Raw genomic sequence first — 20,579 nt, 5'->3', positions numbered from 1 at the left:
CAGTTCACCGTCATATTGATCTATTGGTTTCTCCGAATCATACTACTGTATATCTATACAGTTATGTGATTTTATATGAAAGTAATCCCACTTTTTGCCTCTGCTGGCATCACGGGCTTTGAGTCGCCAGCGGCAGAGTATAACCAGTTAGACCTATCTCTCGATGAGTTGTTGGTCGAACGTCCTTCAAGTACGTTCCTTGGATTCGCACAAGGCGAATCAATGATTGACGTGGGGATTTTTGACGGTGACTTGTTGATTGTTGATAGGTTTCCAGTAGCAAAGCATAACGATGTGATAGTAGCTAATTTGAACGGTGAATTTATCTGCAAAATCATAGATATACACAACCGCCAGCTTCTATCAGCAAACCCAAAATATGGCACAGTGACGATCACGGAAAACGATACATTCACGATAGAAGGGGTAGTAGTGAGTTCTGTTCGATTGTTCAAGAAAAGCTTTCTGTTGAGCGCATAAATCATGTTTGCATTAGTCGATGCCAATTCATTCTATTGCAGTGCGGAAACTGTCTTTCGACCTGATTTAAGGGATAAGCCGATCATCGTTCTTTCGAACAATGACGGTTGCATTGTTGCTGCGAATCGTAGAGCGAAAGAGCTTGGTGTTCCTAAGTTTTCGCCTTATTTCAAGATTAAATCAGAGTGTGAAGCAAAAGGTGTGATCGCCTTTAGCTCGAATTACGAACTGTATTCAGATCTGAGTGCGAAGATGATGAATGTTATTGGGCGTTTTGCGCCTGAGCAATTCGTTTATTCGATAGATGAAAGTTTCCTGTCATTTCAAAGAACATTTCCAGCAATTCCATGTTTGAAAAAACATGGTGAAGCTCTGAGAAAAGCGGTTTGGAAAGAAACACGACTTCCAGTGTGTGTCGGTTTTGGAACGACTTTGACACTTGCAAAAATGGCAAATCATCTGGCTAAAAAGATCAGAAGTTTCAATGGCGTTTGTGTTTTGGATGATCAAGACAAAACGTTAGAACTACTGAAAAACGTTGATGTGTCTGATGTGTGGGGCATTGGCAGACGTTTATCTAAGCGTATGCAGTTCATGGGGATTAACACAGCGTATGACTTAGCGAAATACCCTGTGGGGTTATTAAGAAAAGATTTCAATGTAGAAGTGGAGCGAACAGCAAGAGAGCTAAACGGGCAGATCTGCAAAGGATGGGATTTAGTAAAAGCTAATAAACAGCAAATTTATTCTACAAGATCTGTGGGAGAGAGAATCACAGACGTTGAAAGCTTGCGTCAAGCTTTGGTTAAACACGCAGGAATCGCGTCAAGGAAGCTGAGAGAAGAAAATTCAATGACAAAAGTGATGTTGTGCTTTGCTGCTTCTTCACCATTTGATGAAAAGCCAGCTTCATTCAAGACTATACATAGATTCAGTTTTCCGACCTCTGACGTTACTCATCTATCACAAGTCGCGTCTAACGCTGCTGATGAATTGTTTCAAGAAGGTGTGAGATTTTACAAGATTGGAGTAGGGCTTTTAGATTTGTCTGATGGAACGATGCATCAATTAGATATGTTAAATGAGAATCCATCCAATGAAAAACTTAACGCTGTTTTTGACGGCCTAAATCGAAAATACGGCACTGATGCGGTGTTCATCGCCGCGCAAGGCATCAAACAGGAATGGAGTATGAAACGGCAATTTCTTTCAAAACAATACACAACAAAATGGTCTGATTTACCGAAAATCAGTTGCAGCTAATGACCTACAAAGTGTTTTGTGAAACAATCATTTAGTTCTTGGTAAAAAACCTTAGCTGTGGGTTAAAACAGTATGTTGTGTTCATGGCAAGTTTTGTCTTGATGTAAATCAGCACGAACGAATGCAGGAAGCCGGTTAAAGGAATATAACCGCCATTTTTCAAAGGAATCAAAAGGAAGGACGTTCGAAGTCACCATTCTCAAAAAAAGGTAAAACTTATGAGCAAGGTGAGCTTCAAAATTCCTGTGTTTATGACAATCAACAGCAAAAAAATTTGCTATCTGATTGACTACGATAGATACGTGGAATTGCGAGCGTTAGGACTGAAAGACAGTCAAATTGTTAATGATTACATTGTTAACAACAAGGCAGCTTAAAATGTCCACAAAACACCGAGAACACTGAAGCCACTCTTTTGAGTGGCTTTTTCTTAGATGTCATCTGTGGATGTAATCAGATTGTTAAAAAATGGATTTTATCGAGATTATTGAGTTATGAAAGCAGAGTGGGGTAACGTGGATTGAAGATTTGTTGGTAAAACAGATAAAAATCAAGAGATTATAATGGCAAGTGGTGACAGTACTTATTTCTCACCAATGAAATTGGCGAGTAGGACCAAAATTTAACATTTAGAGATGGGAGTTTACATCTTGGCTTTGCTTAAGGTTATACATATTTTTATTTAAATCAACCACTTAAGTCTTTTAGGGTTTGCTTTTCGTTAGTCCCTTTTAAGTCTCTTTTGCATTTCTAAAGTTAGCTTCGAATACTCAATGCACCCATCTTAACCTTTAAGTGAGACACTGATACAGCATATACTTAAGCCTGAAAATTGATGCACCTCTTTGTTATAGAGCACAGACATCTATCGCTTATTAGGTATAATCAGCAAGCCCTAACTTACCGTTAGATTTAACCCGAAATTTAGGTGTAAAGATCAATGTCAATTTTATCCTCAAAATCCAATAGTGAAGAAGATTTCATTGAACTCGGTAAACTGATAAAAGAAATACCATGGTTGGCTAAAAAAGACTATGAATCTTCGCTTCCTGCGTTATTGAATACATATAACACTGAGCCAGAAAGAGTAGTGTTAAAAGAACTATTTCGCCGATTCACTCATCATGAAAACGATGATCGTTTAGAAGCAAATGATCTACTGATCAAGATCATAAAGGAACATAAATTTCAGCCCAATAATACTGTATTTGTCGCTACATCCGATGGTAAAGAGTCCGATGGCTCTCAAACTGGCTTATATCAAATAAAGTCTCTACTTGGCAGGCAGGAGGCTGATTGGAAAGAACGTAACTTCCTGCCAGTATTGGATGATAGTTATGATAGGATTCATCAGGCTGGTATGAAGAATATAGTTGTTTTTGATGACTTTATTGGAAGTGGAAAGACAATAGTGAACAAAGTTCGCACTTTGAAAACTGAGATGAATAGCCGAGGTCAGAAACAAAGGAAGTATTTTGTATTTTCGTTTGTTGGAATGCGGTTTGGTGTTGACTATGCAAGGAACGAACTTGGCATAGATATTTATTGTCACACAGAACTAACAAAGGGAATTGTAGACCACCCTAATTCTGAGATAATTAGAGGAGTAGTTCTAAATATGGAAGCGTCGCTATTACCGAAGTGGAATAAGTTAAATATCTCAGATTTTAGTTTAGGTTACAAAGAATCAGAAGCACTCTATCAGTTATATATGTCAAACTGTTCTAATAATGTTCTTCCTATTTTTTGGTGGAAATATGATGAAAATAAAAATTTCAGAAACCCAATGTTTGGTAGGTTAAGATAAATGAATCCGTCACATGTGAAAGTTGCTATTGATTTTTTGAAAGAAAAAAATCAAGCCTCATTATTTGATCTGCATAATAAGTTTCGTCTTACTTATACCGAGTCAGTTAATGTTATCAGCTATCTCAATAATCAAAATATTGTTAGTTTTGACGGGTATAACTTTTCTTTAAACGATGATGTTTCTATTGAAAATATATCGAATTTATATAATGCGATCAGGTTTAGAAGCTTTAGTCTTGAACACGAAATAATAGAAGGCTACAAAGAATCAGCACTGGGAATATCTGATTTATATATGCCAAATCTAAATAGGATTGATGGTTCTTTACTTGTTGACTCGTGAGAAAAATATGATACTGTTCACTGGCTGCTCACCGTTAGTTAGAGCGGGTGATTCGCCCGCCATCAATAAGGCTCACTTTAACCTCATTGATTCTCTACCGGATTTCGTGACGGTGGGCGGCTTTACATATCACACGTCTATAGAGAAGCTACATTGATGATGGAACAAAGTCGTTGGTTTAAGTTTTTTATAGAAAATGATTTAAACAAATCACAGGCACAGCTTCTAACTAAGTATGCCCAAATACTGGAGTTAAAATCACTCCCTGTAATCTTTGAGCTTGAACACTTATCCAAACTTCTGGGTGTTGAACTATCATTACTAAGCCGAATTTGCACTCTAAATGAACGGTTTTATAGACTATTTAGTTTAGAAAAAAAACATGAAGGTTTTCGCCACATCGAATCACCTTACCCTAAGCTAAAATATATTCAGAGATGGATAAATGATAATATCCTTTCTGTTCTGACCGTCCACGATAATGTATATTCCTATTTGCAAGGTAAATCTCATATTGATAACGCAAAAATGCATATAGGCTGTAAGCAAATGCTAAAGTTGGATTTAGTTAACTTTTTTGGTCATATAACTATAAGTCAAATTGAGAAGGTTTTTATTGAATGTGGGTATACTAAAGATTTAAGCAATAAATTAGCTAAAATTTGTACATATTACGATCATCTTCCCCAAGGTGCTCCAACCAGCCCTGCATTAAGTAATATTATATTTTATGAGTTAGATTGTATACTCTATGATATTTCTCAATCAAATGGATTGATTTATACTCGATATGCTGACGATCTATGCTTTTCTGGTGATAATATTTCCCAATATGTTGTAGATAATATTTTATCTCATTTGAAGAGTCATGGTTTTAGCATTAATGATGAAAAATCAAGACTTTTGACAGGCAATCAACGAAAAGTTGTTACTGGTCTCTTAGTTCAATCTGATACTATAAGAGTACCTAAAAAAGTAAGAAGAAAATTCAGAAAAGACTCATATTACTTAATTAAAAATGGTTATGATAATTTAGGGAATGAGAGGTTGTTTAATCTTTTGGAAGTTGATGAGTTAATTGGTATTGGTAGCTATATTAAAAAAGTAGAACCACAAAACTCCTATGTTTCTAATGCTTTGATTGAATTAAATAATATTAAAAATAGTTTAATGACTTCTACAAGCTAACTTGATTTAGATTTGTAGGTATTTAGATATTGAAAGTATCCATAGGCATAAATTTTTAAATATTTCACAGGTTTAGATATGATAAATAACCACTCAGTCGAGTGGTTATATTTTTAATATGAAGAGGTTAAAAATGGTGAAGATTGCTTCTAAGGTAAATCAGCGTAGAAGCTGTCATTTGCTTTAGTTTCAATCGACTTTACGTTAGCTATTAAATCTTCGAATGAATAAGGCAGTTCAGCTTTAGGGAACATATCAGCCATGCTTTCCCAATCCTGTTTATACTTATCCGTCATGTTTTGATTCTGAGGGACAAGCATTAACTGTCTCTTCAAAGCTGTTGAACATGAATCAGTGTGCCATTTGTAGTAGGCATCACAAAAGTTAACCACAACTTCGAACAATGCTTTATTTGTACACCATTCTGGATATTCCGAGTCAATTTCGACAATATCATAAAGATGTCGAGCATGTTTATCAGCTAAGGACTCTCTTACATGGTTTGTGGGTATTGCGAACATCTTTTCTAAAATTGTTCTTTCAGGAGACAAGGTTAAAACATCAAAACCATCATCTAAAAGATCTGGTATAGTCTCGCCCAACATATGATTACTATCAATCAATTTATTTGGGTGATTACCTTACAGTTACAGTAAGAGCATTGATTATCTAATCGTGCTACTCAGATTTTCTAAGTAGCACTTTACTGTAATCAGAACTCAAGTGTATGAGAGCCTTTTTCATAAAAAGGACCTACACACATTGTAGTACCTTCTAATTCGCTGGCGATCATAGAAGTGGTATATATCAACTGGAAGTCATTTTTGATGGTATTACATACCTCGACCATTTGGCGTTGAAAGTTCTGACTTCGCTCAACAACCATTCCTTTATCCTCTATATTATCCATGAGGATTAGGTTAGGAAAGCGAGAGTAAGAATCATCGGCAGATTGAGAGAATATGGAGAATCTTATACTGTTCTTCAGCACTACCATTGAACTTGCAGAAAATTTGTTTCTTCCATTCACATACATTTTGTCTTTAGAAAAATCAAAAACGATGTCATCTGGATCATCAAAAGCACCTTCGTAGCCACCGTCAGCTTTTAGTAACTCTTTGGCCTTTGATTCAATACCCTCATAAACAGAGACATATCTTTGCTCTTGCCGAGCCGATATCGTATCTAATTTTTCTTGAAGATCATTGATCTTATTCTGTGCTAATACCTTTTTACGTTGTAAGTTATCTACATTAGATACTTGTTCTCGCTTCTCTTCTAATGAAATGACTTGGCTTTGTTTAAAGCCTATTTCGGTTGATATTTTAAGGAGTTCTGCTTCTTTTTCATCAGTTGATGAGTTTATTTCTTTTAACTCTGATTTTAGTGCATTTAGTTCTTGTTTTATTAAAGGAGTTTGAGAGTCAATTGTTAATAAATCGTCCTCAAAGCTTTTGATTAACTTTTTACTTTCACTGATTTGAAAGTTGAGTTCATTAAGTAGTTGTGAATATGCAAAATCTTTTTCTGAATTATGTTTTGGTGATTTGCAAAGACCACAATTATCACTACCTTCACTTTCCAATGGTTCAAGGCAGGAAGGACAGTATTTAAAAGTGATAGTACCAAGGGAGTTATATGTTACCTGAGACTCGCCAAGAGCCGATTTACGTTGTTCCAATGAACGAAGGAATAGCGTTGTTTCATTAAGCTCTACTTGTGTTTCCAATCTATTAGCTGAATATTTACTCAATTTATTCGATAGTTCTTCAATTTTAGATACAAGCTCTCTAATTCGTTTGGATGTGTCTATCGAAACCTCGGCTGATGGTGTGCTCTTTATTTCTAAGCGTTTATTTTCTAAATCGACAATGTTTTGTTTTACCGCTTCAATATCGTTATTTAGCGACGATAAGTTAACTAAGTTCTCTTTATGACCAAACATTCTATAAATGGAATTTAGCTCGGCATTGAATTTTTCAAATTCTCTGTTTGCTTCAATTAATTCCTGTCTTAAGTTATATGCGTCAAGAGTATCAATGCCTAAAAGATATTCACCAATAGCTCTTCGAATCGTCAAATTGTCAAACTTAGTGTCTTCTTTTAAAAGCTTTTGTGGAGCAGAAAGTTGGTCAACGTAGATTAATCGAAGAATCTGATGCATGGTTAAATTTTTACTGTCATCAGTTTGATGGCGAGGCATATTTAACAATTCAAACATGTGCTGAGAGAAGCTGTGTGTGTCGCCGCTTCTACGCATTCCGTATCTGGTCCAACGTTCATGGTCTTTAAGAGCAGATGTCATTTCTCCATCAAAGAACAGTACCTTTTCTTGACCTGTAGGGGTTATATCTCTTTTTAAGGTCACAATATGACCATTAACAGTTACTTCCAGTGCAACCCAATCACATTGTATTTGATGTTCAGTCCATTCTGTAATTTCAGCGCCAAGTCCATAATTGAGCAAATCCATAATCGTAGATTTACCTGTGCCATTTTTCCCTCTAATAATATTGACGCCAAGGTGAAACTTTTGATCGTAGACAATTTTCCCGGAACCATGTACCACTAATCTATTTATAAATAGCTTTGATAAACTCATGATTTCTCCAAATCATATCTAAATTCCATAAGTCCTGAACGAGCTTTCAATCCTTTTTTTCCATTGAATGAAATATCAGGAAGGTGATTTATTATGGCCTTGAACCAACATTCATCGGACAACTTTGAATTGTTAATTGAATCTTTTAAGGATTTTGGTATGTTTGCGCTATTAATTTTTAACTGACCATCTGTGAAAGATTTTTTATCCAGTAACCCTTTTGCGATCAGGTTTTGAATACAAATTGACTGGAAGTTTTCCAACTCAAACATTACTCTCTTTGTGTTTTTTATCGCTTCAAAAGGTTCTTTGATTTTATTGAAAGCTTCTCGATATGAACGTAATTCATTGGGTAATGGTTTTATCATCTTTAATAGGTGAGGGAAAAGTGTATAAAAGTCCATGACACGATATGTTTCGATGTTGATTGAGTCTTTCTCGGATAATTCCAATATTAATATTAATCGATATAAACAGTGGTTTATATCTTGAGCTGGATGATACATTAACATTGCTTGCTCCACTGAATATGACACTTTCCAGTCAGGAAGTAGAGCATACCACTAACTAAATCGGTTGTTATTAGCGTATCATATCTCACAATTGCTTTGTGTATTGGTTCTACCAATTCATCAAATATAGTCTGATCTATTTGGTGTGTAGCAGCGTTGTTCTCTATTAATGGAGCTATTTTTGAGTGCCAAATAGTGCTAATAGCAGAAAGAATTTGTATGTAAACGTGTTGTTCGGATAAAGACATCTGATTTTTAGCAACTCTCCGTTCGAAGCGACTTTTGAGTAGAACAGCGCGGTCTTTTAATTCTTTCCGTCCGCCAGTATCAAGTTTCTTCTCAAGACCGATAACTTCACGAGAAGGAAAATCCGTGATGTAATCAGCTAAATCCTCAATAATTGCAACAGATTCAGTACAATCGCCTAAGTTAGTTTTGATTTGCTCAATAGCTTGCTCCAACGATGTAAGTTGAACAAAAATATTATTGCCATTGTGTTGAGCTTCATTTTCATAAGTGACACTAATCGATTGAGCCATAATTAGAACTTATTGTCTCCGTTGTGATTAGCATTGTCTCTGTATGTGACAATTACCTCTTTCTTGGTCGGACTCGTAGTGTTGTTTGGTTCATTTGCTGAACTTGAACGATTCAATAGAGCAATTATCATTAAAATAAAGAATATAGCTACAAGTGCTATGATTATGAAGAAAACTCTGTCCGAACCGAGTAAAGATATAATTTGCTCACTAAAGAAGTGTCGCATTAACAGGGCGAATAACAACCCTACTAAACCAACAGCTCCAGTGACTTTGATTATTCCTTCCCATTCTTTGATCATAGATGCGACACCCTGATTTTTTCAGCAATGATGCACTAAGTTGCATTTATTTTCCAGAATCTTGCTCAAGTTTGCCAAAGTTCATACAAGCTTTCCTGCTCGATTCGTTGCTCAATGCCAGACGCGGTTTAGTAGCAATCTGCTACCGATTTGTTCAATAGGCTTTCCTTTCTAAGTTTCAATAGTAGTTACACGTCTTCTTACTACCAAACATGAAAAGCTATTCCTCGGTATGGCTTTTTCTTATCTGTCATATACGGATATAATCAGATTGTTAAAAAATGCATTTTATCGAGATTATTGAGTTATGAAAGCAGAAGTTAAGTGGATTGAAGATTTAAAATTTGTTGGTAAAACAGATAAAAATCAAGAGATTATAATGGCAAGTGGTGACAGTACTTATTTCTCACCAATGGAAATGGTACTAATGGCCGCTGGTGGCTGTAGCTCTGTCGATGTTGTCGACGGTTTGAAAACGGCAGGCCAAAAGGTCTTGTCAGTTAATGCCAAGCTAACCACAGAGCGTCGTGAAACCGCACCACGTATCTTTACGCAAGTGAATATCCACTTTGAAGTTTCAGGTGACGAGCTTGACCCAGAAGTCGTAGCAAAAGTGGCGGCTGACTCGCTAGAAAAATACTGCTCGGTTTGCTTAATGCTAGGTGAAGGTGTTGAGATGACCCACAGCTGGGAAATCGTGTAAGTCGACAGACTCCACAAAATATAAAAACAGGAAAGAGAAAAGTGCAGGCTTTTCTCTTTTTTTATTCCGCAATTCACGTACCGTGTGATTAATCTGAAAGTAGTAATTGCAGGTTTTAGGAGTCTCCCAGTGACAGAACTCGAAAAAATGATGTCTGGTCAAATCTTTGATGGCATGGACAAAGAAATTGACGCCATTAGAAGTCATGCTCTTCAAGCACTTAGAGCGCTCAATAACAATACCGACGAAAGTCAGCGCGACGAATTACAAAAACAGCTGTTTGGCAAAGCGGGTCTTTGCATTGTTCAAGCACCTTTCCATTGCGAGTTCGGTAAAACCATCGAAATTGGCGAAGAAACCTTTATCAACATGAATGTGGTCATGCTTGATGGCGCTAAAATTACCATCGGGAACCACGTGCTAATCGGTCCAAGCGTGCAATTGTATACCGCTTCTCATTCTGTTGATTACCGAAGTCGCCGACGTTGGGAGACGTTTTGTAAACCTATCACGATTGAAGATGATGTGTGGATTGGTGGTAACTCCGTCATTAACCAAGGTGTAACGATTGGTGCTCGCTCGGTGATTGCGGCGAACTCGGTCGTCAACCATGATGTGCCGCCAGATTGTCTATACGGAGGCACACCTGCTAAGTTGATTCGTCGTCTCAACGAAGAAGAGTAGAGAGCTGTTGGCAAAACACTGGCGATTAGAGAGTTCTGCCTGAACTCTCTTCGTCGAGTACATCGTTATATTTAAGTGTTAACTCCTCACTCAATTGCTAAAAGAACGGCCCCAATTGATAAAGTCAGGGCAACGACAACAGAGTTAACAATGATAATAACTAGTAATAGAATCGACAAATAACGATACCATTTTGGTACTTCTCCAGAAATATTAGGTAATTTTCGCTTTTTACCTGAGCTAGGTTGGACGATTAAACGAACAAACATCAATGTCCGGAAAAATGCGTAAGGCCACCCCGTGAATAGAGAAAGCTCAAATTCATTAAAATATGGTTTTTTAAAATAGTTCCCAACAATCTTCTTTGGCATCAGAAAGTGCATGACACCGATAAAAATGGTTTGTAAGAAAATAATAACCACACCAGTCATTAAAGTGTAAAAAAGAAATGTGATTACTTGCTGCATATAGCTTCTATTCCAGTACTAGCGACTAAGTTTGGCTTGCTTTCACTTGAATTATAAAAGCCTTTTGCCACTTTGCCGGAAGCGTAGCCTACAGCCGTTGAACCTGCAGCGAGTACAATAGCAGTCCCCCAACCAATAGGATTTGATACTAAAAATAGACCGACTAACGCGCTGGTACCCATTCCTACAGCTGTGCTAGTTATTGACTCAACAAAAATTTCATTCTTCTCATGTTGGTCTTGTGTATTCGCGATCTGAATACAGGAAGCCGTTAGACCAACACCTACTAAAACATGTCCGCCAACTTTAGATGCCTGAGCTATTTTATTCAGTTTTTCGGCCTGTTTAACTATATGAGCATTAGCTGGTAATCCTCCACTTCGAGCAATACGAATAGACTGGTGAGTCGTTTTGTTGCCAAACAACAGCTTTTCCATAGGGCCAACATTTTTCTTTAGTAGGTCTAGATGTTTCTTACGTCGACCATCATATTGTCCTTTACTTATTACTCCGTTTTTATAGTTTGCGTAAAGGTCGTTGATGTTCTCAATCAGCTTAATATTTCCTTTACTCATCAAGTTTCCTGTAGCACCCATCAAGGTACCTCCTGGAATAGTAATCATATTGGCGTTGTTTTCTAACCATGCTAACGCCCAAAACATATCAGCATGTTGTGGTGGAACTTGATTTGAGATCGATTTTGGAGGTTGATTGTAGCTGAGAATATTGGGAGGCAAAACTTTATGGGGCGGAGAACTAGACATTTGAGGTTTAGACGCTGGGTAAGTCCCTAGCTTCGCGATACTTTTAGGAGGTAAAGCATTGTTACGCTGAGTGTTAAGTTGGGTGCTTGATTTGGGTAGAGCTGATAACCAAATGATATCGCCTGCTTTAATGCGGTTAGGATCTGAAATATGCTTGTTCAATGTCATTATATGAGTCAGCACTCTCTGATAGTCTTTGCTACCATATGGAGCACCATACATGTTTAATATAATTGATGATAAGTTATCATGAGTTTTTATTTTATACTCAAATAATCCCGACATAGAGCACCTCTAGCTAATAATTAATTTGCTCAGATATTAACAAAAAACTATATTTAGGAAGTTTATTTTTTTGCATTCTAGACTTTCATTTTAAAAATATCCAAATTGGATGATATATTTGTCATTTACGTGCAATTGTTAGTGTCGTTATTTACATTTAAATTGTGATGTTGGATTTAACTGGATAAGTCAATATCATAAATGATCCGCTAGTGCTAAGAAACCTGCGATAAAAAATACAAGCGTTAACATTGTAGAGTTTATGATAATTACCCATATTAATATAAAGGATAATATACGGTACCATTTCGGGACCTTTCTAGAGATATTGGGTAACTCTCGCTTGTTACCTGAACTAGGTTGGACGATTAAACGAACAAACATCAATGTTCGGAAAAATGCGTAAGGCCAACCTGTAAATAGAGCTAGTTCGAAAGTGTTAAAATAAGGTTCTTTAAAGTAGCTATTGACAATGTCTTTTGGCATTAAAAGGTGCATGATACCTATAAAGAATGTCTGGAAAAAAATAACTAATACACCAGAGAACATTAAGTATCCAATAATGTTCCAGATCAATTGCATATTGCACCTGTCTTTATAATAAACCGATGCTTTTTCAAAGGTTTTATCCTATTTATAGGATATCAATATCCTAATCTTTATCATGAAGAAATAAAGAGACTAACAGATAACCTATATCTTAGCTATGAATGGAAGGGCGTTTTAGAAGAATGTCGAGAATGAAAATAAGAACTATCTTATTGGTTTTTTTGTAAGTATAGGTGGTCGTATATAAAATTGATAACGTGTAATGGCGAGGTGTAAGCCTTGCGTAACTAACAAAGGTTGGTTAAACAAGGCTAATAGTCGGTTATGGATGAATAACGATTTGTTGATCCTCTGTCATCACAAGTGTCGCTTCGCTTTGTTCGATAAGTTGGGCAGCATAAGAAGGGGTAACGGCCTGCATATCACCTTTAGATCGAAGAGTTAAAGACTCCCACGCTTGATCTCGATATTTCCCTGCTTGGGTGTATTGAATCAGTACTTTCATAGCTTCACGCTCCGGTGTGGTTGACGTGCTACTTAAGTTAACGATCTTAGGTTGGTTGCGCATCTGTTAAAAATGAAACATTAGTTTAACTAAATGTGCCTTTCCAAATATCGCGTATTGAGCAGAGCAATTTAGAATCCTTGTGATGGAAGGATGAAGAGCATTCAATCTTTCGATTCATACTGCGCAATATAATGTTTGAGAGATTTGGTTTCCGCACTCTGAAACTCTTCATCATGCATACGCAGTGCTTGGATACGGTCGAGGCGGAACTGGCGGTAGTCATCGCGCAATTCGCACCAGGCGACCAGCGTCCAGACTTTGCCCCAAAAGAACTGGCCTAACGGTTGGATTTTTCTTTCGGTCACTTGTCCGCTTTCATCTTGGTAATCCAAACTGACCTTAAACTGATGATCAATCGCGTGGCGCAGAAGCTGCCCTCGTTTGGCAGTCTCGGATTGGGTGTGATAATCGGGCACAATCAGCGGACAATCTTCCACTTGTTGTTTGAGCTTATCGGGCAATACCGAAAGTATTTTGGCGGACGCAGAATGAGACGCTTCGGCGAGTTCGGCATCCGACCAGGCTCGAACCATCCGCATACCCAGTTCAAGCGCCATCATCTCTTTTTCTGAGAACATCAAAGGCGGCAGATGAGAGCCCGCTTGCAACAGGTAGCCGACACCTGCTTCACCTTGAATAGGAACACCAGAACTAAGCAACGACTGAATATCGCGATAAATCGTACGTTCGCTGACTTCCATTCTTTCTGCGAGCTCTTTCGCTGTCACGGCGTAACGCTTTGCGCGCAAAAGCGTCAGTAGCTCAAACAGTCGTTCTGATTTGCTCATGATGTTCCTTATCTAGACCTACTGGTTGTTAGTGGTAGTGCGGCTGATTACTTCTCTAGCTCACTGCACATTTTTAAGTTGTGATGTTTAAGCTCGAAGCTTTCGCAGTCAATCATTGATAACAGAGGCTGAAATTCAGCGGCTTGCTTAAGCTGTTTTCCCGCCTGTTTTGCATCGTCCATTGAACGCCAGTAAATGATGTCTGTCCACACATCGTCCGTCGCTTCGTGACTGAGTGAGCGATACAAAAAGCCTGGCAGATTCTGCACAAACGTTTGTGACTGTTTGGCAGCGGCGATCACGTCTTGCTCTGTTGTGCCTGTGGTTAGACGAAATTGCACAGTTTCGATAACGGTTTCCATATTGTGATTCCTTATTGGTTTTGGCGGATTGCCTGTTGAGTTCCAAATAAGGTTACGCGGATGGAATGTCAGAACATGTCAGTAGTGAAATCTCACTCACTTATCATCAATATGGTTATTTTTCTGGGCTGTTGTAACGATCCCAGTAAGGTAAATCTGTGCCGAGTTTTTCGCTGATAAAATCGATAAAGGCTCTTACTTTCAACGGCATGTGCTTGCGCTCAGGGAACACCGCATAAATGGCGTGTTCTGGTAGAGAATACTCTTCCATCACCGGTTTTAGATTTCCTGCGGCAAAGTCTCTTCCTGCAATAAACGTCGGCAGTTGCGCAATGCCCGAACCTCTCAACAGCAACTGGCGAATGGCTTCGCTGTTATTGACGATAAAGTTTCCTTTTGGAAGCACCTTGTATTCGCTGCCATTGTTGATGAACATCCATTCGACGCCGCCACGGAAATAGGAATAGCGCAGGCAGTTGTGACTGACTAAATCACTTGGTTTTTGTGGTGTTCCAAACTCCGCTAAGTAATCTGGCGAGGCACAAAGCACACTTTTACAAGGGGCGAGACGTTTTGCGATTAGATTGGAAGAGGTGAGTTCACCAATACGGATCCCCAAATCAAAACCGTCTTTAACCAAATCGACCATTTTGTCTTCGAGGTTTAAATCCACTTCAATTTTCGGGTAACGAGCGAGAAACTCGCTGATCAAAGGCGCGATATGCAGCACACCGAAAGACATCGGCACGGTAATTTTGAGCCGACCTTGTGGAGAGCCTTGCAGTTCCGATACCGCGTCCACGCCTTGCTGGGCCAGATTGAGCGCTTGAGAAGCGTACTCAAAATAGCGTTCTCCCGCTTCGGTCAGGCTCAGCTTACGCGTGGTTCGGTTAAGGAGACGAATACCCAAATCGTCTTCTAGTTGGTTGATGCGTTTGCTTATCGCCGATTTCGTCAGATTCAGCTGTTTGGCCGCAAGGGAAAAGCTGCCGCATTCGACAACAGCAACAAAAACGGGCAGGGAGGCAATCGCGTTCACATCAATCTCCTATCATCGTGAAGCATTTATTGTTGAGCACAAGGATACAATTAATTTCCAATTATAGAGATTATCTTCAAGAAGAAAACAATCTAGACTATGCACCAGTATTACGACCTTGATTTTGGGAAGAAGAAAATGAAGTACGATTGGATCCTGTTTGACGCTGACGAAACCTTATTCCACTTTGATGCTTTCAAAGGTTTGCAGCTTATGTTTTCTCGCAAAGGCGTAGATTTTACTGAACAAGATTTTGCTCATTACCAAACCGTAAACAAACCGCTTTGGGTGGATTACCAAGACGGCAAAGTAACGGCAGATGAGCTAAAACATAACCGCTTTACCGAGTGGGCTGAGAAGTTGAATACTACAACAGCCGATCTCAACAGCGCATTTTTAGAAGCGATGGCCGATATTTGCAGCTTGTTGCCAGGTGCAAAAGAGCTGATGGAAGCGCTGCAAGGCAAAGCTAAAATGGGCATCATCACCAACGGTTTTACAGAGTTGCAAGCAATTCGCCTTGAGCGCACAGGGATGACTGAGTACTTCGATAAAGTGGTGATCTCTGAACAAGTGGGCGTAGCAAAACCGGACTTAGGTATTTTTGAATACGCGATGCAGCAAATGGGCAACCCATGCAAAACGCGCGTACTGATGGTGGGTGACAATCTGCATTCCGATATTCTTGGTGGCAATAACTTTGGTATTGAAACTTGCTGGTTAAATACCACAGGCGCAAGTGTCGATGAGCGTATCGCACCAAATTACACCGTTGAGTCTTTGAGTGAACTAAAGAACATTTTGGTGGCGTAACCGAATCGGGTATTATTCCGCAGTAACCCTCAGAAAAATCAAGGAATAACCATGCCAGACATCAAACAGCTAGACAGCAAAGTCGTTTACCAGAATAAGTGGATGACGGTGCGTGAGGACAAAATTTTACGTCCGAGCGGCGCAGAGGGCATCTATGGTGTGGTCGACAAACCTGATTGTGCTGCGATTCTGGCTATCGATACTGGGATGATTCACTTGGTTCAGCAGTACCGTTACACCGTAGGTCAACGTTGCTGGGAGATCCCACAAGGGGCGTGGGAATCAAACCCAGATGCGGATCATCTTGAGCTTGCCAAAGGTGAGCTACGTGAAGAAACGGGCATGCAGGCGAGCGCCATGGCGTATGTCGGCGCGCAGTTTATCGCATACGGCTTTTTGAATCAGACATGTCACGTCTACTTCGCCAGTGATTTAACGGACGTGGGCAATCAACTCGACAGTGAAGAAGAGGATTTGATCACTCGCGCTTTTTCTGTTGAGGAGTTCGAACAAATGATGATCGACGGCACGATCAAAGATTGTGTCACTATCGCGGCTTATGGTTTGGCGAAGCTGAAGAAATTCATTTAATGATAATTTTTAATGAAAACAGCGGCCTAGTGCCGCTGTTTTTAGTTTGGGAGAGCTCGTTGAGCCATCGCTTACTCGTCGATTTTCTTACCTAAAATTTCTACTTTTGCTTTCTTGGTCACCCCCGCGACTTGCAGCGCTGTGCTGCCAACCGATTCATAGTTCAACTCGATCTTGTCTAATTTCGCGTTATCTTTCGTTGGTAGGCTTAAGCTTCTTGATGACATGCCTTTAGTCAGAACACCTAAACTGTCGAACGTCTTTTCCTGACCATCTTTCATGATCACTTTAACGCTTTTCAGATCGACCGTACCTTGCGTACATTTGATTTTGATGTGGCTGAAACGAGCGTTAGCAAATGGTGATAGTGGATTGACTGTGTCGGTTTCCGATTTAAAACTGACGGTTTTATCTGCAATCTTGTCCCAATCGTTGTCTCCAGCAACCGATTGGAAAGAGGCTACAGCCGCTAAAAGACAGAGTGCGATGGTGTTGAACAGTTTCATAGCTTTTCCTTACCTTAGGTTTAGATATTCTGTTTAATCAGTTCGATGACGTGTGTGACTTCGTCTTGAGTTAAAGCCCCTTCTTTCACGAATAAAATTTCGCCTTGTTTATTTTGTACGATAATCGCAGAACTTTCTTGCTGTAGATCCCAAGTTGTTGCTAATACGCCATTTTTGTCTAACACCATGGAAGACCAAGAGAATGTCTTTTTGCTGTCCTCTGCCGACGATTTAACAAATGTACCGGTTCCCCAAATGGCGTCTTCTTGGTTGATCACGGTTGTGGTCTGATACTGATCTTCAGGAAAGTGAGCGGCAGTGATTGCTGACATCAGCGGTGCGTTCATCTCTTTGGCTTTACTACGACCTGCAATGGCTTGTATCACACGGACTTTGTCTAACATCTGCTGAGTTGCCCAAGGTTGATAAGCCACATCGTCTCCTTGCAGCGTCATTTCGCCATAGGTATCAATGCTGACGGAAGGGGTGGTTTGACCGACAGAAAGGTTATGAGAGAAGGCGAGTGTCGGGGCGAGTGCGAGTAAGAGTGACAGAACAGATGGAGTTTTCATTGGGGGTTCCTGTAACGAAGTGAGGTTAGAGCGAATCAAAATAAGGGGCAAATACGATGCCCCTTATCGGATGTGGCGTTTAGTTAGAAAGTACAACGCGCGCATTTAGCGGTTGCAGCGGACGATTGTTTTTTCCCATGACTTCCATCAGTTTCGCGGCTTGATCTTTGGATAAGGTTTGAGTGTCTTTAAGCACAAACCAGCGCACACCTTCTGAACATGGCGGTGTGGTTAAAGAGCCGTTAAATCGATAGTAGTTTGCAGTTTTTGGCAGTAAGTCGTTAATCTCAAACGTATCTTTAAAGAAAGTGGTTTGATTCTCTTGTGGGATTGCGTTGATCAGTTTAGACAGTGCTGCGTTTTGATCGCCAGCATCAAACATCACCGAAATTACCGCCAACTCGCCGTCTGCGTTGGCGTGCACAAAGTGCGCTTCAAGTGGATATTGGCGGCCTTTGATTTGGTTTTCTGAAGGTGTGTGGAAATGGAACTGTTGCAGCTCGAACGTCTCGCCATCGATGGTGAAGCTGTTACGTCCGTTCACTTGCGCTTGCAGCGTATGACCATTGTTGGTTAAACCAATGACCTGACCAGTGTACGAAAGGTTCAGTGCTTCCAGTTTTGCATCGGCTGGGTTGTCGATGTTGATTGGGCTTTGGTTTTTCGTGGTTGCGCAGTCTTTGGCGATTTCTCCCCAGTGTTCTGGCCCGTGTTTGTCATTGCCATAGCCCCATTCCGAAGCCTGAGCCGCGCTTAGAGTGAGAAGTGAGAGTGAAAAAGCAAGTAGTGTTTTGTTCATAATAATGTCTCTGTTCGGTCGCTTCGATAAGCGTTGTTACAAGGCAATGACCTAGAGGTTTGATCACTGCCTGACAAATTAGAAACGGTGGCTGAGTTGGGCACCAATTAGGAACGCATTTGAATGGGTCACGCCCGTTACCATCGGTGCAGGAACACCTTCATACGCGTACTCTTCTACGTTGACATCTTCACCAATCAAGTACGTCATGCCGATGTCAACCGTGGTATCTGATGACCATTGGTAAGAGGCACCCGCAGATAACCAGTGACGGTTCGAATCTGGGATAGAAAGCGAAGTCAGCTCATCGACAGGTGTTTTGTCGAACATGTAACCCGTGCGAAGTGTCCAACGTTCATTGGCGTACCAAGTCGCACCGATGGAGTAGTGCGCGGAGTCTTGCCACTGAAAATCTTTTAGCAACTGATCATCAGCTTTCAAGCTGTCAAATGCTGACCAACCAATCCACTGCACAGAATAGTGCAGGGCAAATTTAGGTAAGACGCGGTGATAACCGGAAAACTCCGCAATATCCGGTAGCGGCATAGCAAGTGAGTCGTACGATTCGCCAGCAAAGTGGATGTCACCCTTGGCATCGATGTTAGGGCTGTGCTTGTAGCTCAAACCCAAGCGATGACGTTCGTTAAACTCGTACATCATGCCAATGTTCGCGCCAAGCCCAATGCCGCCAGCTTCCACATCAAGTGGGTTGCCTTTTACGGCTCCGCAACGTTGTTCTAGTTCGTTTCCAAGTATGTTCCCACCAACGCAAACACCCACGTCCATATCGCGGTACAGCTCACCAGAGCCGTAAATCACATCAATACCACCACCGATACTAAAACGATCGTTCACCTTGTATGCCAAGCTTGCGCCAAGGTTGACACTCGCTACGCTGGTGACACCGCCAAAAACAGGTGCGCCATAGTTTGGTTTAAACTCCATGTCGGTTCCGAAGTTGGAGTATGCCGATAAGCCTAGATACCAGTCGTCGTTGATAGGGTGAATAAAGTAAAAATTGGGTACAACGGCTGGTTGACCAACGCCATCGACGTCATCAATGTCGGTCACGGTTTGAGAGGAGGACGGGGTAATGTCAACTTGAGGGGACGGAGGAAAACCGCCCATACCAACATTGACATCCGCATTAATATTAGCTCGATGATATTGCGCATTTTTAACGGTAACGTCAGGTTTGACGTAAGTGACACCGAACGATAAGGCACTTTGTTTAAACTGCGTCATCGCTGCGGCGTTGCGGCTGACTACAGACGCATTATCACCAATGACGGCATCACCAGCAAAAGCACGACCAAGACCCGTCGCCGAATGTTCGTTAATTTGAAAACCACCGGCATACGCCGTCGAGGAGGCTAACCCGATTAATAAATAAATCGGTGAAAGAGTTAATTGTCGCTGCATGTTTTTCTCATGAATTAATTAGAAGTTGTATTGCAACGAAAATTAGTAAAATAAACAAATCTGACCAGTGTATTTAGGAGTAAAACTAACAGTGTGCTGACAATAAGTAAATTTAACTTAATAAATATTTATTGTTGAATTTATTAATGTTTCATGGCGTGAATATAGTAGTTGTTTTACGTGTAAATTAAATCCTAAACCTCTATTTTTATTTTTGCGGTATTACTTCTCTATTTTTATTGTGCTGACTGTTCCCTAACAAATAGAGGGAAATCCAGCGATAAAGTGTCCGTGATGGAAACTCTGAGTCATTTGTATTTCCATTGCATCCCAACGTTGGTAGTTCGAATCAGCAAGAGAACTATCGTTTAAACCCACATGACACACTCCTCTCGGTCTTACCTGTGTTATGTGGGTATTTTTTATTAACTTGTCACTTAACTCTTCTTTAAATTCAATAATCAAAAATGACCATGATGAAATTTAAATGGATTGCATGTTGAATAAGTTTAGATTTTACTGGTTTGCTGGTATTTAAAAGTTTTGTTTATAATACTTATAACTTGGAATTTTGTATTTTAATTATTGTTCATCTATATTTAAATATAAAAGTAGACTCATGTATATGA

At 39.8% G+C, this 20,579-nt stretch carries 24 protein-coding genes; 9 read left to right on the top strand and 15 right to left on the bottom strand.

The features are described from left to right. Positions 1-75 precede the first annotated feature (75 nt). The 5 genes from NL644_RS07820 (at position 76) to NL644_RS07800 (ending at position 5,083) form a co-directional block, all read left to right on the top strand. Complete coding sequence (locus NL644_RS07820; protein ID WP_253658256.1) at positions 76-480, top strand: LexA family transcriptional regulator; 405 nt, start codon at positions 76-78, stop codon at positions 478-480. A gap of 3 nt (positions 481-483) precedes the next feature. Further along, on the top strand, positions 484-1,743 hold the full coding sequence (locus NL644_RS07815; RefSeq protein ID WP_253658255.1) for a Y-family DNA polymerase: 1,260 nt from the start codon (positions 484-486) through the stop codon (positions 1,741-1,743). A gap of 940 nt (positions 1,744-2,683) precedes the next feature. Further along, the gene (locus tag NL644_RS07810; RefSeq protein ID WP_253658254.1) at positions 2,684-3,550 is read left to right on the top strand and encodes a hypothetical protein; all 867 of its coding nucleotides are present in this window, start codon (positions 2,684-2,686) and stop codon (positions 3,548-3,550) included. Next, entirely contained in the window at positions 3,551-3,895 is a 345-nt protein-coding gene (locus tag NL644_RS07805; protein WP_140320685.1) for a hypothetical protein, read from the top strand. Between the two features lie 156 nt (positions 3,896-4,051). Then, positions 4,052-5,083 carry a reverse transcriptase family protein gene (locus NL644_RS07800; protein ID WP_253658253.1) on the top strand — a complete coding sequence of 344 codons (1,032 nt, stop codon included), beginning with the start codon at positions 4,052-4,054 and terminating at the stop codon, positions 5,081-5,083. Between the two features lie 149 nt (positions 5,084-5,232). Here the strand turns inward: NL644_RS07800 and NL644_RS07795 are convergent, their stop codons facing one another. The 5 genes from NL644_RS07795 to NL644_RS07775 all read right to left on the bottom strand — a co-directional run bounded on the left by NL644_RS07795 (position 5,233) and on the right by NL644_RS07775 (position 9,038). After that, the gene (locus tag NL644_RS07795; RefSeq protein WP_140320689.1) at positions 5,233-5,688 is read right to left on the bottom strand and encodes a nucleotidyl transferase AbiEii/AbiGii toxin family protein; all 456 of its coding nucleotides are present in this window, start codon (positions 5,686-5,688) and stop codon (positions 5,233-5,235) included. Positions 5,689-5,795: 107 nt separating this feature from the next. Further along, entirely contained in the window at positions 5,796-7,685 is a 1,890-nt protein-coding gene (locus NL644_RS07790; RefSeq protein WP_253658252.1) for an AAA family ATPase, read from the bottom strand. After that, a complete protein-coding gene (locus NL644_RS07785) occupies positions 7,682-8,197 on the bottom strand; it encodes an ABC-three component system middle component 5 (protein WP_069540689.1) in 516 nt (171 codons plus the stop codon). The genes NL644_RS07790 and NL644_RS07785 overlap by 4 nt, the downstream gene beginning before the upstream one ends. Further along, the gene (locus NL644_RS07780) at positions 8,191-8,736 is read right to left on the bottom strand and encodes an ABC-three component system protein (protein ID WP_253658251.1); all 546 of its coding nucleotides are present in this window, start codon (positions 8,734-8,736) and stop codon (positions 8,191-8,193) included. Before NL644_RS07780 ends, NL644_RS07785 begins: the two co-directional genes overlap by 7 nt. Before the next feature lie 2 nt (positions 8,737-8,738). Then, positions 8,739-9,038 (bottom strand): hypothetical protein, encoded by a 300-nt coding sequence (locus NL644_RS07775; protein ID WP_140320694.1) that lies wholly within the window; start codon positions 9,036-9,038, stop codon positions 8,739-8,741. A 307-nt stretch (positions 9,039-9,345) separates the two neighbouring features. Here NL644_RS07775 and NL644_RS07770 point away from each other — a divergent pair, with 307 nt between their 5' ends. After that, entirely contained in the window at positions 9,346-9,741 is a 396-nt protein-coding gene (locus NL644_RS07770) for an OsmC family protein (RefSeq protein ID WP_253658250.1), read from the top strand. A 129-nt stretch (positions 9,742-9,870) separates the two neighbouring features. After that, positions 9,871-10,425, top strand: coding sequence for a sugar O-acetyltransferase (locus NL644_RS07765; protein ID WP_005393677.1), 555 nt, complete (start codon positions 9,871-9,873; stop codon positions 10,423-10,425). 86 nt (positions 10,426-10,511) lie between these two features. Here the strand turns inward: NL644_RS07765 and NL644_RS07760 are convergent, their stop codons facing one another. The 6 genes from NL644_RS07760 to NL644_RS07735 form a co-directional block, all read right to left on the bottom strand. After that, entirely contained in the window at positions 10,512-10,892 is a 381-nt protein-coding gene (locus NL644_RS07760; RefSeq protein WP_047008157.1) for a hypothetical protein, read from the bottom strand. After that, the gene (locus NL644_RS07755; protein WP_253658249.1) at positions 10,880-11,941 is read right to left on the bottom strand and encodes a glycine zipper family protein; all 1,062 of its coding nucleotides are present in this window, start codon (positions 11,939-11,941) and stop codon (positions 10,880-10,882) included. The genes NL644_RS07760 and NL644_RS07755 overlap by 13 nt, the downstream gene beginning before the upstream one ends. An 871-nt stretch (positions 11,942-12,812) precedes the next feature. Beyond that, positions 12,813-12,995, bottom strand: a complete 183-nt coding sequence (locus NL644_RS07750) for a hypothetical protein (protein WP_253658248.1) — start codon at positions 12,993-12,995, stop codon at positions 12,813-12,815. A gap of 164 nt (positions 12,996-13,159) precedes the next feature. After that, entirely contained in the window at positions 13,160-13,846 is a 687-nt protein-coding gene (locus NL644_RS07745) for a YafY family protein (RefSeq protein ID WP_006741273.1), read from the bottom strand. Between the two features lie 47 nt (positions 13,847-13,893). Then, complete coding sequence (locus tag NL644_RS07740; RefSeq protein ID WP_253658247.1) at positions 13,894-14,208, bottom strand: hypothetical protein; 315 nt, start codon at positions 14,206-14,208, stop codon at positions 13,894-13,896. Between the two features lie 115 nt (positions 14,209-14,323). Further along, a complete protein-coding gene (locus NL644_RS07735; RefSeq protein WP_005384329.1) occupies positions 14,324-15,247 on the bottom strand; it encodes a LysR family transcriptional regulator in 924 nt (307 codons plus the stop codon). Between the two features lie 138 nt (positions 15,248-15,385). Here NL644_RS07735 and yjjG point away from each other — a divergent pair, with 138 nt between their 5' ends. Together yjjG and NL644_RS07725 are read left to right on the top strand one after the other, a co-directional pair. After that, a complete protein-coding gene (gene yjjG / locus NL644_RS07730; protein WP_029800868.1) occupies positions 15,386-16,060 on the top strand; it encodes a pyrimidine 5'-nucleotidase in 675 nt (224 codons plus the stop codon). Between the two features lie 51 nt (positions 16,061-16,111). Continuing rightward, positions 16,112-16,651 (top strand): NUDIX hydrolase, encoded by a 540-nt coding sequence (locus NL644_RS07725; RefSeq protein WP_253658246.1) that lies wholly within the window; start codon positions 16,112-16,114, stop codon positions 16,649-16,651. A 71-nt stretch (positions 16,652-16,722) separates the two neighbouring features. Here the strand turns inward: NL644_RS07725 and NL644_RS07720 are convergent, their stop codons facing one another. The 4 genes from NL644_RS07720 to NL644_RS07705 form a co-directional block, all read right to left on the bottom strand. Continuing rightward, positions 16,723-17,157: a hypothetical protein gene (locus NL644_RS07720; protein WP_005393700.1), complete on the bottom strand. Its 435-nt coding sequence runs from the start codon at positions 17,155-17,157 to the stop codon at positions 16,723-16,725. Between the two features lie 20 nt (positions 17,158-17,177). Continuing rightward, positions 17,178-17,729: a YtfJ family protein gene (locus NL644_RS07715; RefSeq protein WP_253658245.1), complete on the bottom strand. Its 552-nt coding sequence runs from the start codon at positions 17,727-17,729 to the stop codon at positions 17,178-17,180. A 79-nt stretch (positions 17,730-17,808) separates the two neighbouring features. Then, positions 17,809-18,528, bottom strand: coding sequence for a carbonic anhydrase (locus NL644_RS07710; RefSeq protein WP_253658244.1), 720 nt, complete (start codon positions 18,526-18,528; stop codon positions 17,809-17,811). A 78-nt stretch (positions 18,529-18,606) separates the two neighbouring features. Next, positions 18,607-19,950 (bottom strand): OmpP1/FadL family transporter, encoded by a 1,344-nt coding sequence (locus tag NL644_RS07705; protein ID WP_253658243.1) that lies wholly within the window; start codon positions 19,948-19,950, stop codon positions 18,607-18,609. Positions 19,951-20,579: the final 629 nt, after the last annotated feature.

The organism is Vibrio sp. Y10_XG_PY6, assembly GCF_024181795.1.
GTDB lineage: Bacteria > Pseudomonadota > Gammaproteobacteria > Enterobacterales > Vibrionaceae > Vibrio > Vibrio diabolicus.
Note: the sequence above shows the minus strand (reverse complement) of the source record. Positions and strands in the feature narration are given on the sequence as shown.

Excerpts from the sequence above, each read along its gene's own strand:
- NL644_RS07820 (WP_253658256.1), top strand. The coding sequence starts at position 76 with ATGAAAGTAATCCCACTTTTTGCCTCTGCTGGCATCACGGGCTTTGAG.
- NL644_RS07815 (WP_253658255.1), top strand. The coding sequence starts at position 484 with ATGTTTGCATTAGTCGATGCCAATTCATTCTATTGCAGTGCGGAAACT.
- NL644_RS07810 (WP_253658254.1), top strand. The coding sequence starts at position 2,684 with ATGTCAATTTTATCCTCAAAATCCAATAGTGAAGAAGATTTCATTGAA.
- NL644_RS07805 (WP_140320685.1), top strand. The coding sequence starts at position 3,551 with ATGAATCCGTCACATGTGAAAGTTGCTATTGATTTTTTGAAAGAAAAA.
- NL644_RS07800 (WP_253658253.1), top strand. The coding sequence starts at position 4,052 with ATGATGGAACAAAGTCGTTGGTTTAAGTTTTTTATAGAAAATGATTTA.
- NL644_RS07795 (WP_140320689.1), bottom strand. The coding sequence starts at position 5,688 with ATGTTGGGCGAGACTATACCAGATCTTTTAGATGATGGTTTTGATGTT.
- NL644_RS07790 (WP_253658252.1), bottom strand. The coding sequence starts at position 7,685 with ATGAGTTTATCAAAGCTATTTATAAATAGATTAGTGGTACATGGTTCC.
- NL644_RS07785 (WP_069540689.1), bottom strand. The coding sequence starts at position 8,197 with ATGTTAATGTATCATCCAGCTCAAGATATAAACCACTGTTTATATCGA.
- NL644_RS07780 (WP_253658251.1), bottom strand. The coding sequence starts at position 8,736 with ATGGCTCAATCGATTAGTGTCACTTATGAAAATGAAGCTCAACACAAT.
- NL644_RS07775 (WP_140320694.1), bottom strand. The coding sequence starts at position 9,038 with ATGATCAAAGAATGGGAAGGAATAATCAAAGTCACTGGAGCTGTTGGT.
- NL644_RS07770 (WP_253658250.1), top strand. The coding sequence starts at position 9,346 with ATGAAAGCAGAAGTTAAGTGGATTGAAGATTTAAAATTTGTTGGTAAA.
- NL644_RS07760 (WP_047008157.1), bottom strand. The coding sequence starts at position 10,892 with ATGCAGCAAGTAATCACATTTCTTTTTTACACTTTAATGACTGGTGTG.
- NL644_RS07755 (WP_253658249.1), bottom strand. The coding sequence starts at position 11,941 with ATGTCGGGATTATTTGAGTATAAAATAAAAACTCATGATAACTTATCA.
- NL644_RS07750 (WP_253658248.1), bottom strand. The coding sequence starts at position 12,995 with ATGAAAGTACTGATTCAATACACCCAAGCAGGGAAATATCGAGATCAA.
- NL644_RS07745 (WP_006741273.1), bottom strand. The coding sequence starts at position 13,846 with ATGAGCAAATCAGAACGACTGTTTGAGCTACTGACGCTTTTGCGCGCA.
- NL644_RS07740 (WP_253658247.1), bottom strand. The coding sequence starts at position 14,208 with ATGGAAACCGTTATCGAAACTGTGCAATTTCGTCTAACCACAGGCACA.
- yjjG (WP_029800868.1), top strand. The coding sequence starts at position 15,386 with ATGAAGTACGATTGGATCCTGTTTGACGCTGACGAAACCTTATTCCAC.
- NL644_RS07725 (WP_253658246.1), top strand. The coding sequence starts at position 16,112 with ATGCCAGACATCAAACAGCTAGACAGCAAAGTCGTTTACCAGAATAAG.
- NL644_RS07720 (WP_005393700.1), bottom strand. The coding sequence starts at position 17,157 with ATGAAACTGTTCAACACCATCGCACTCTGTCTTTTAGCGGCTGTAGCC.
- NL644_RS07715 (WP_253658245.1), bottom strand. The coding sequence starts at position 17,729 with ATGAAAACTCCATCTGTTCTGTCACTCTTACTCGCACTCGCCCCGACA.
- NL644_RS07710 (WP_253658244.1), bottom strand. The coding sequence starts at position 18,528 with ATGAACAAAACACTACTTGCTTTTTCACTCTCACTTCTCACTCTAAGC.
- NL644_RS07705 (WP_253658243.1), bottom strand. The coding sequence starts at position 19,950 with ATGCAGCGACAATTAACTCTTTCACCGATTTATTTATTAATCGGGTTA.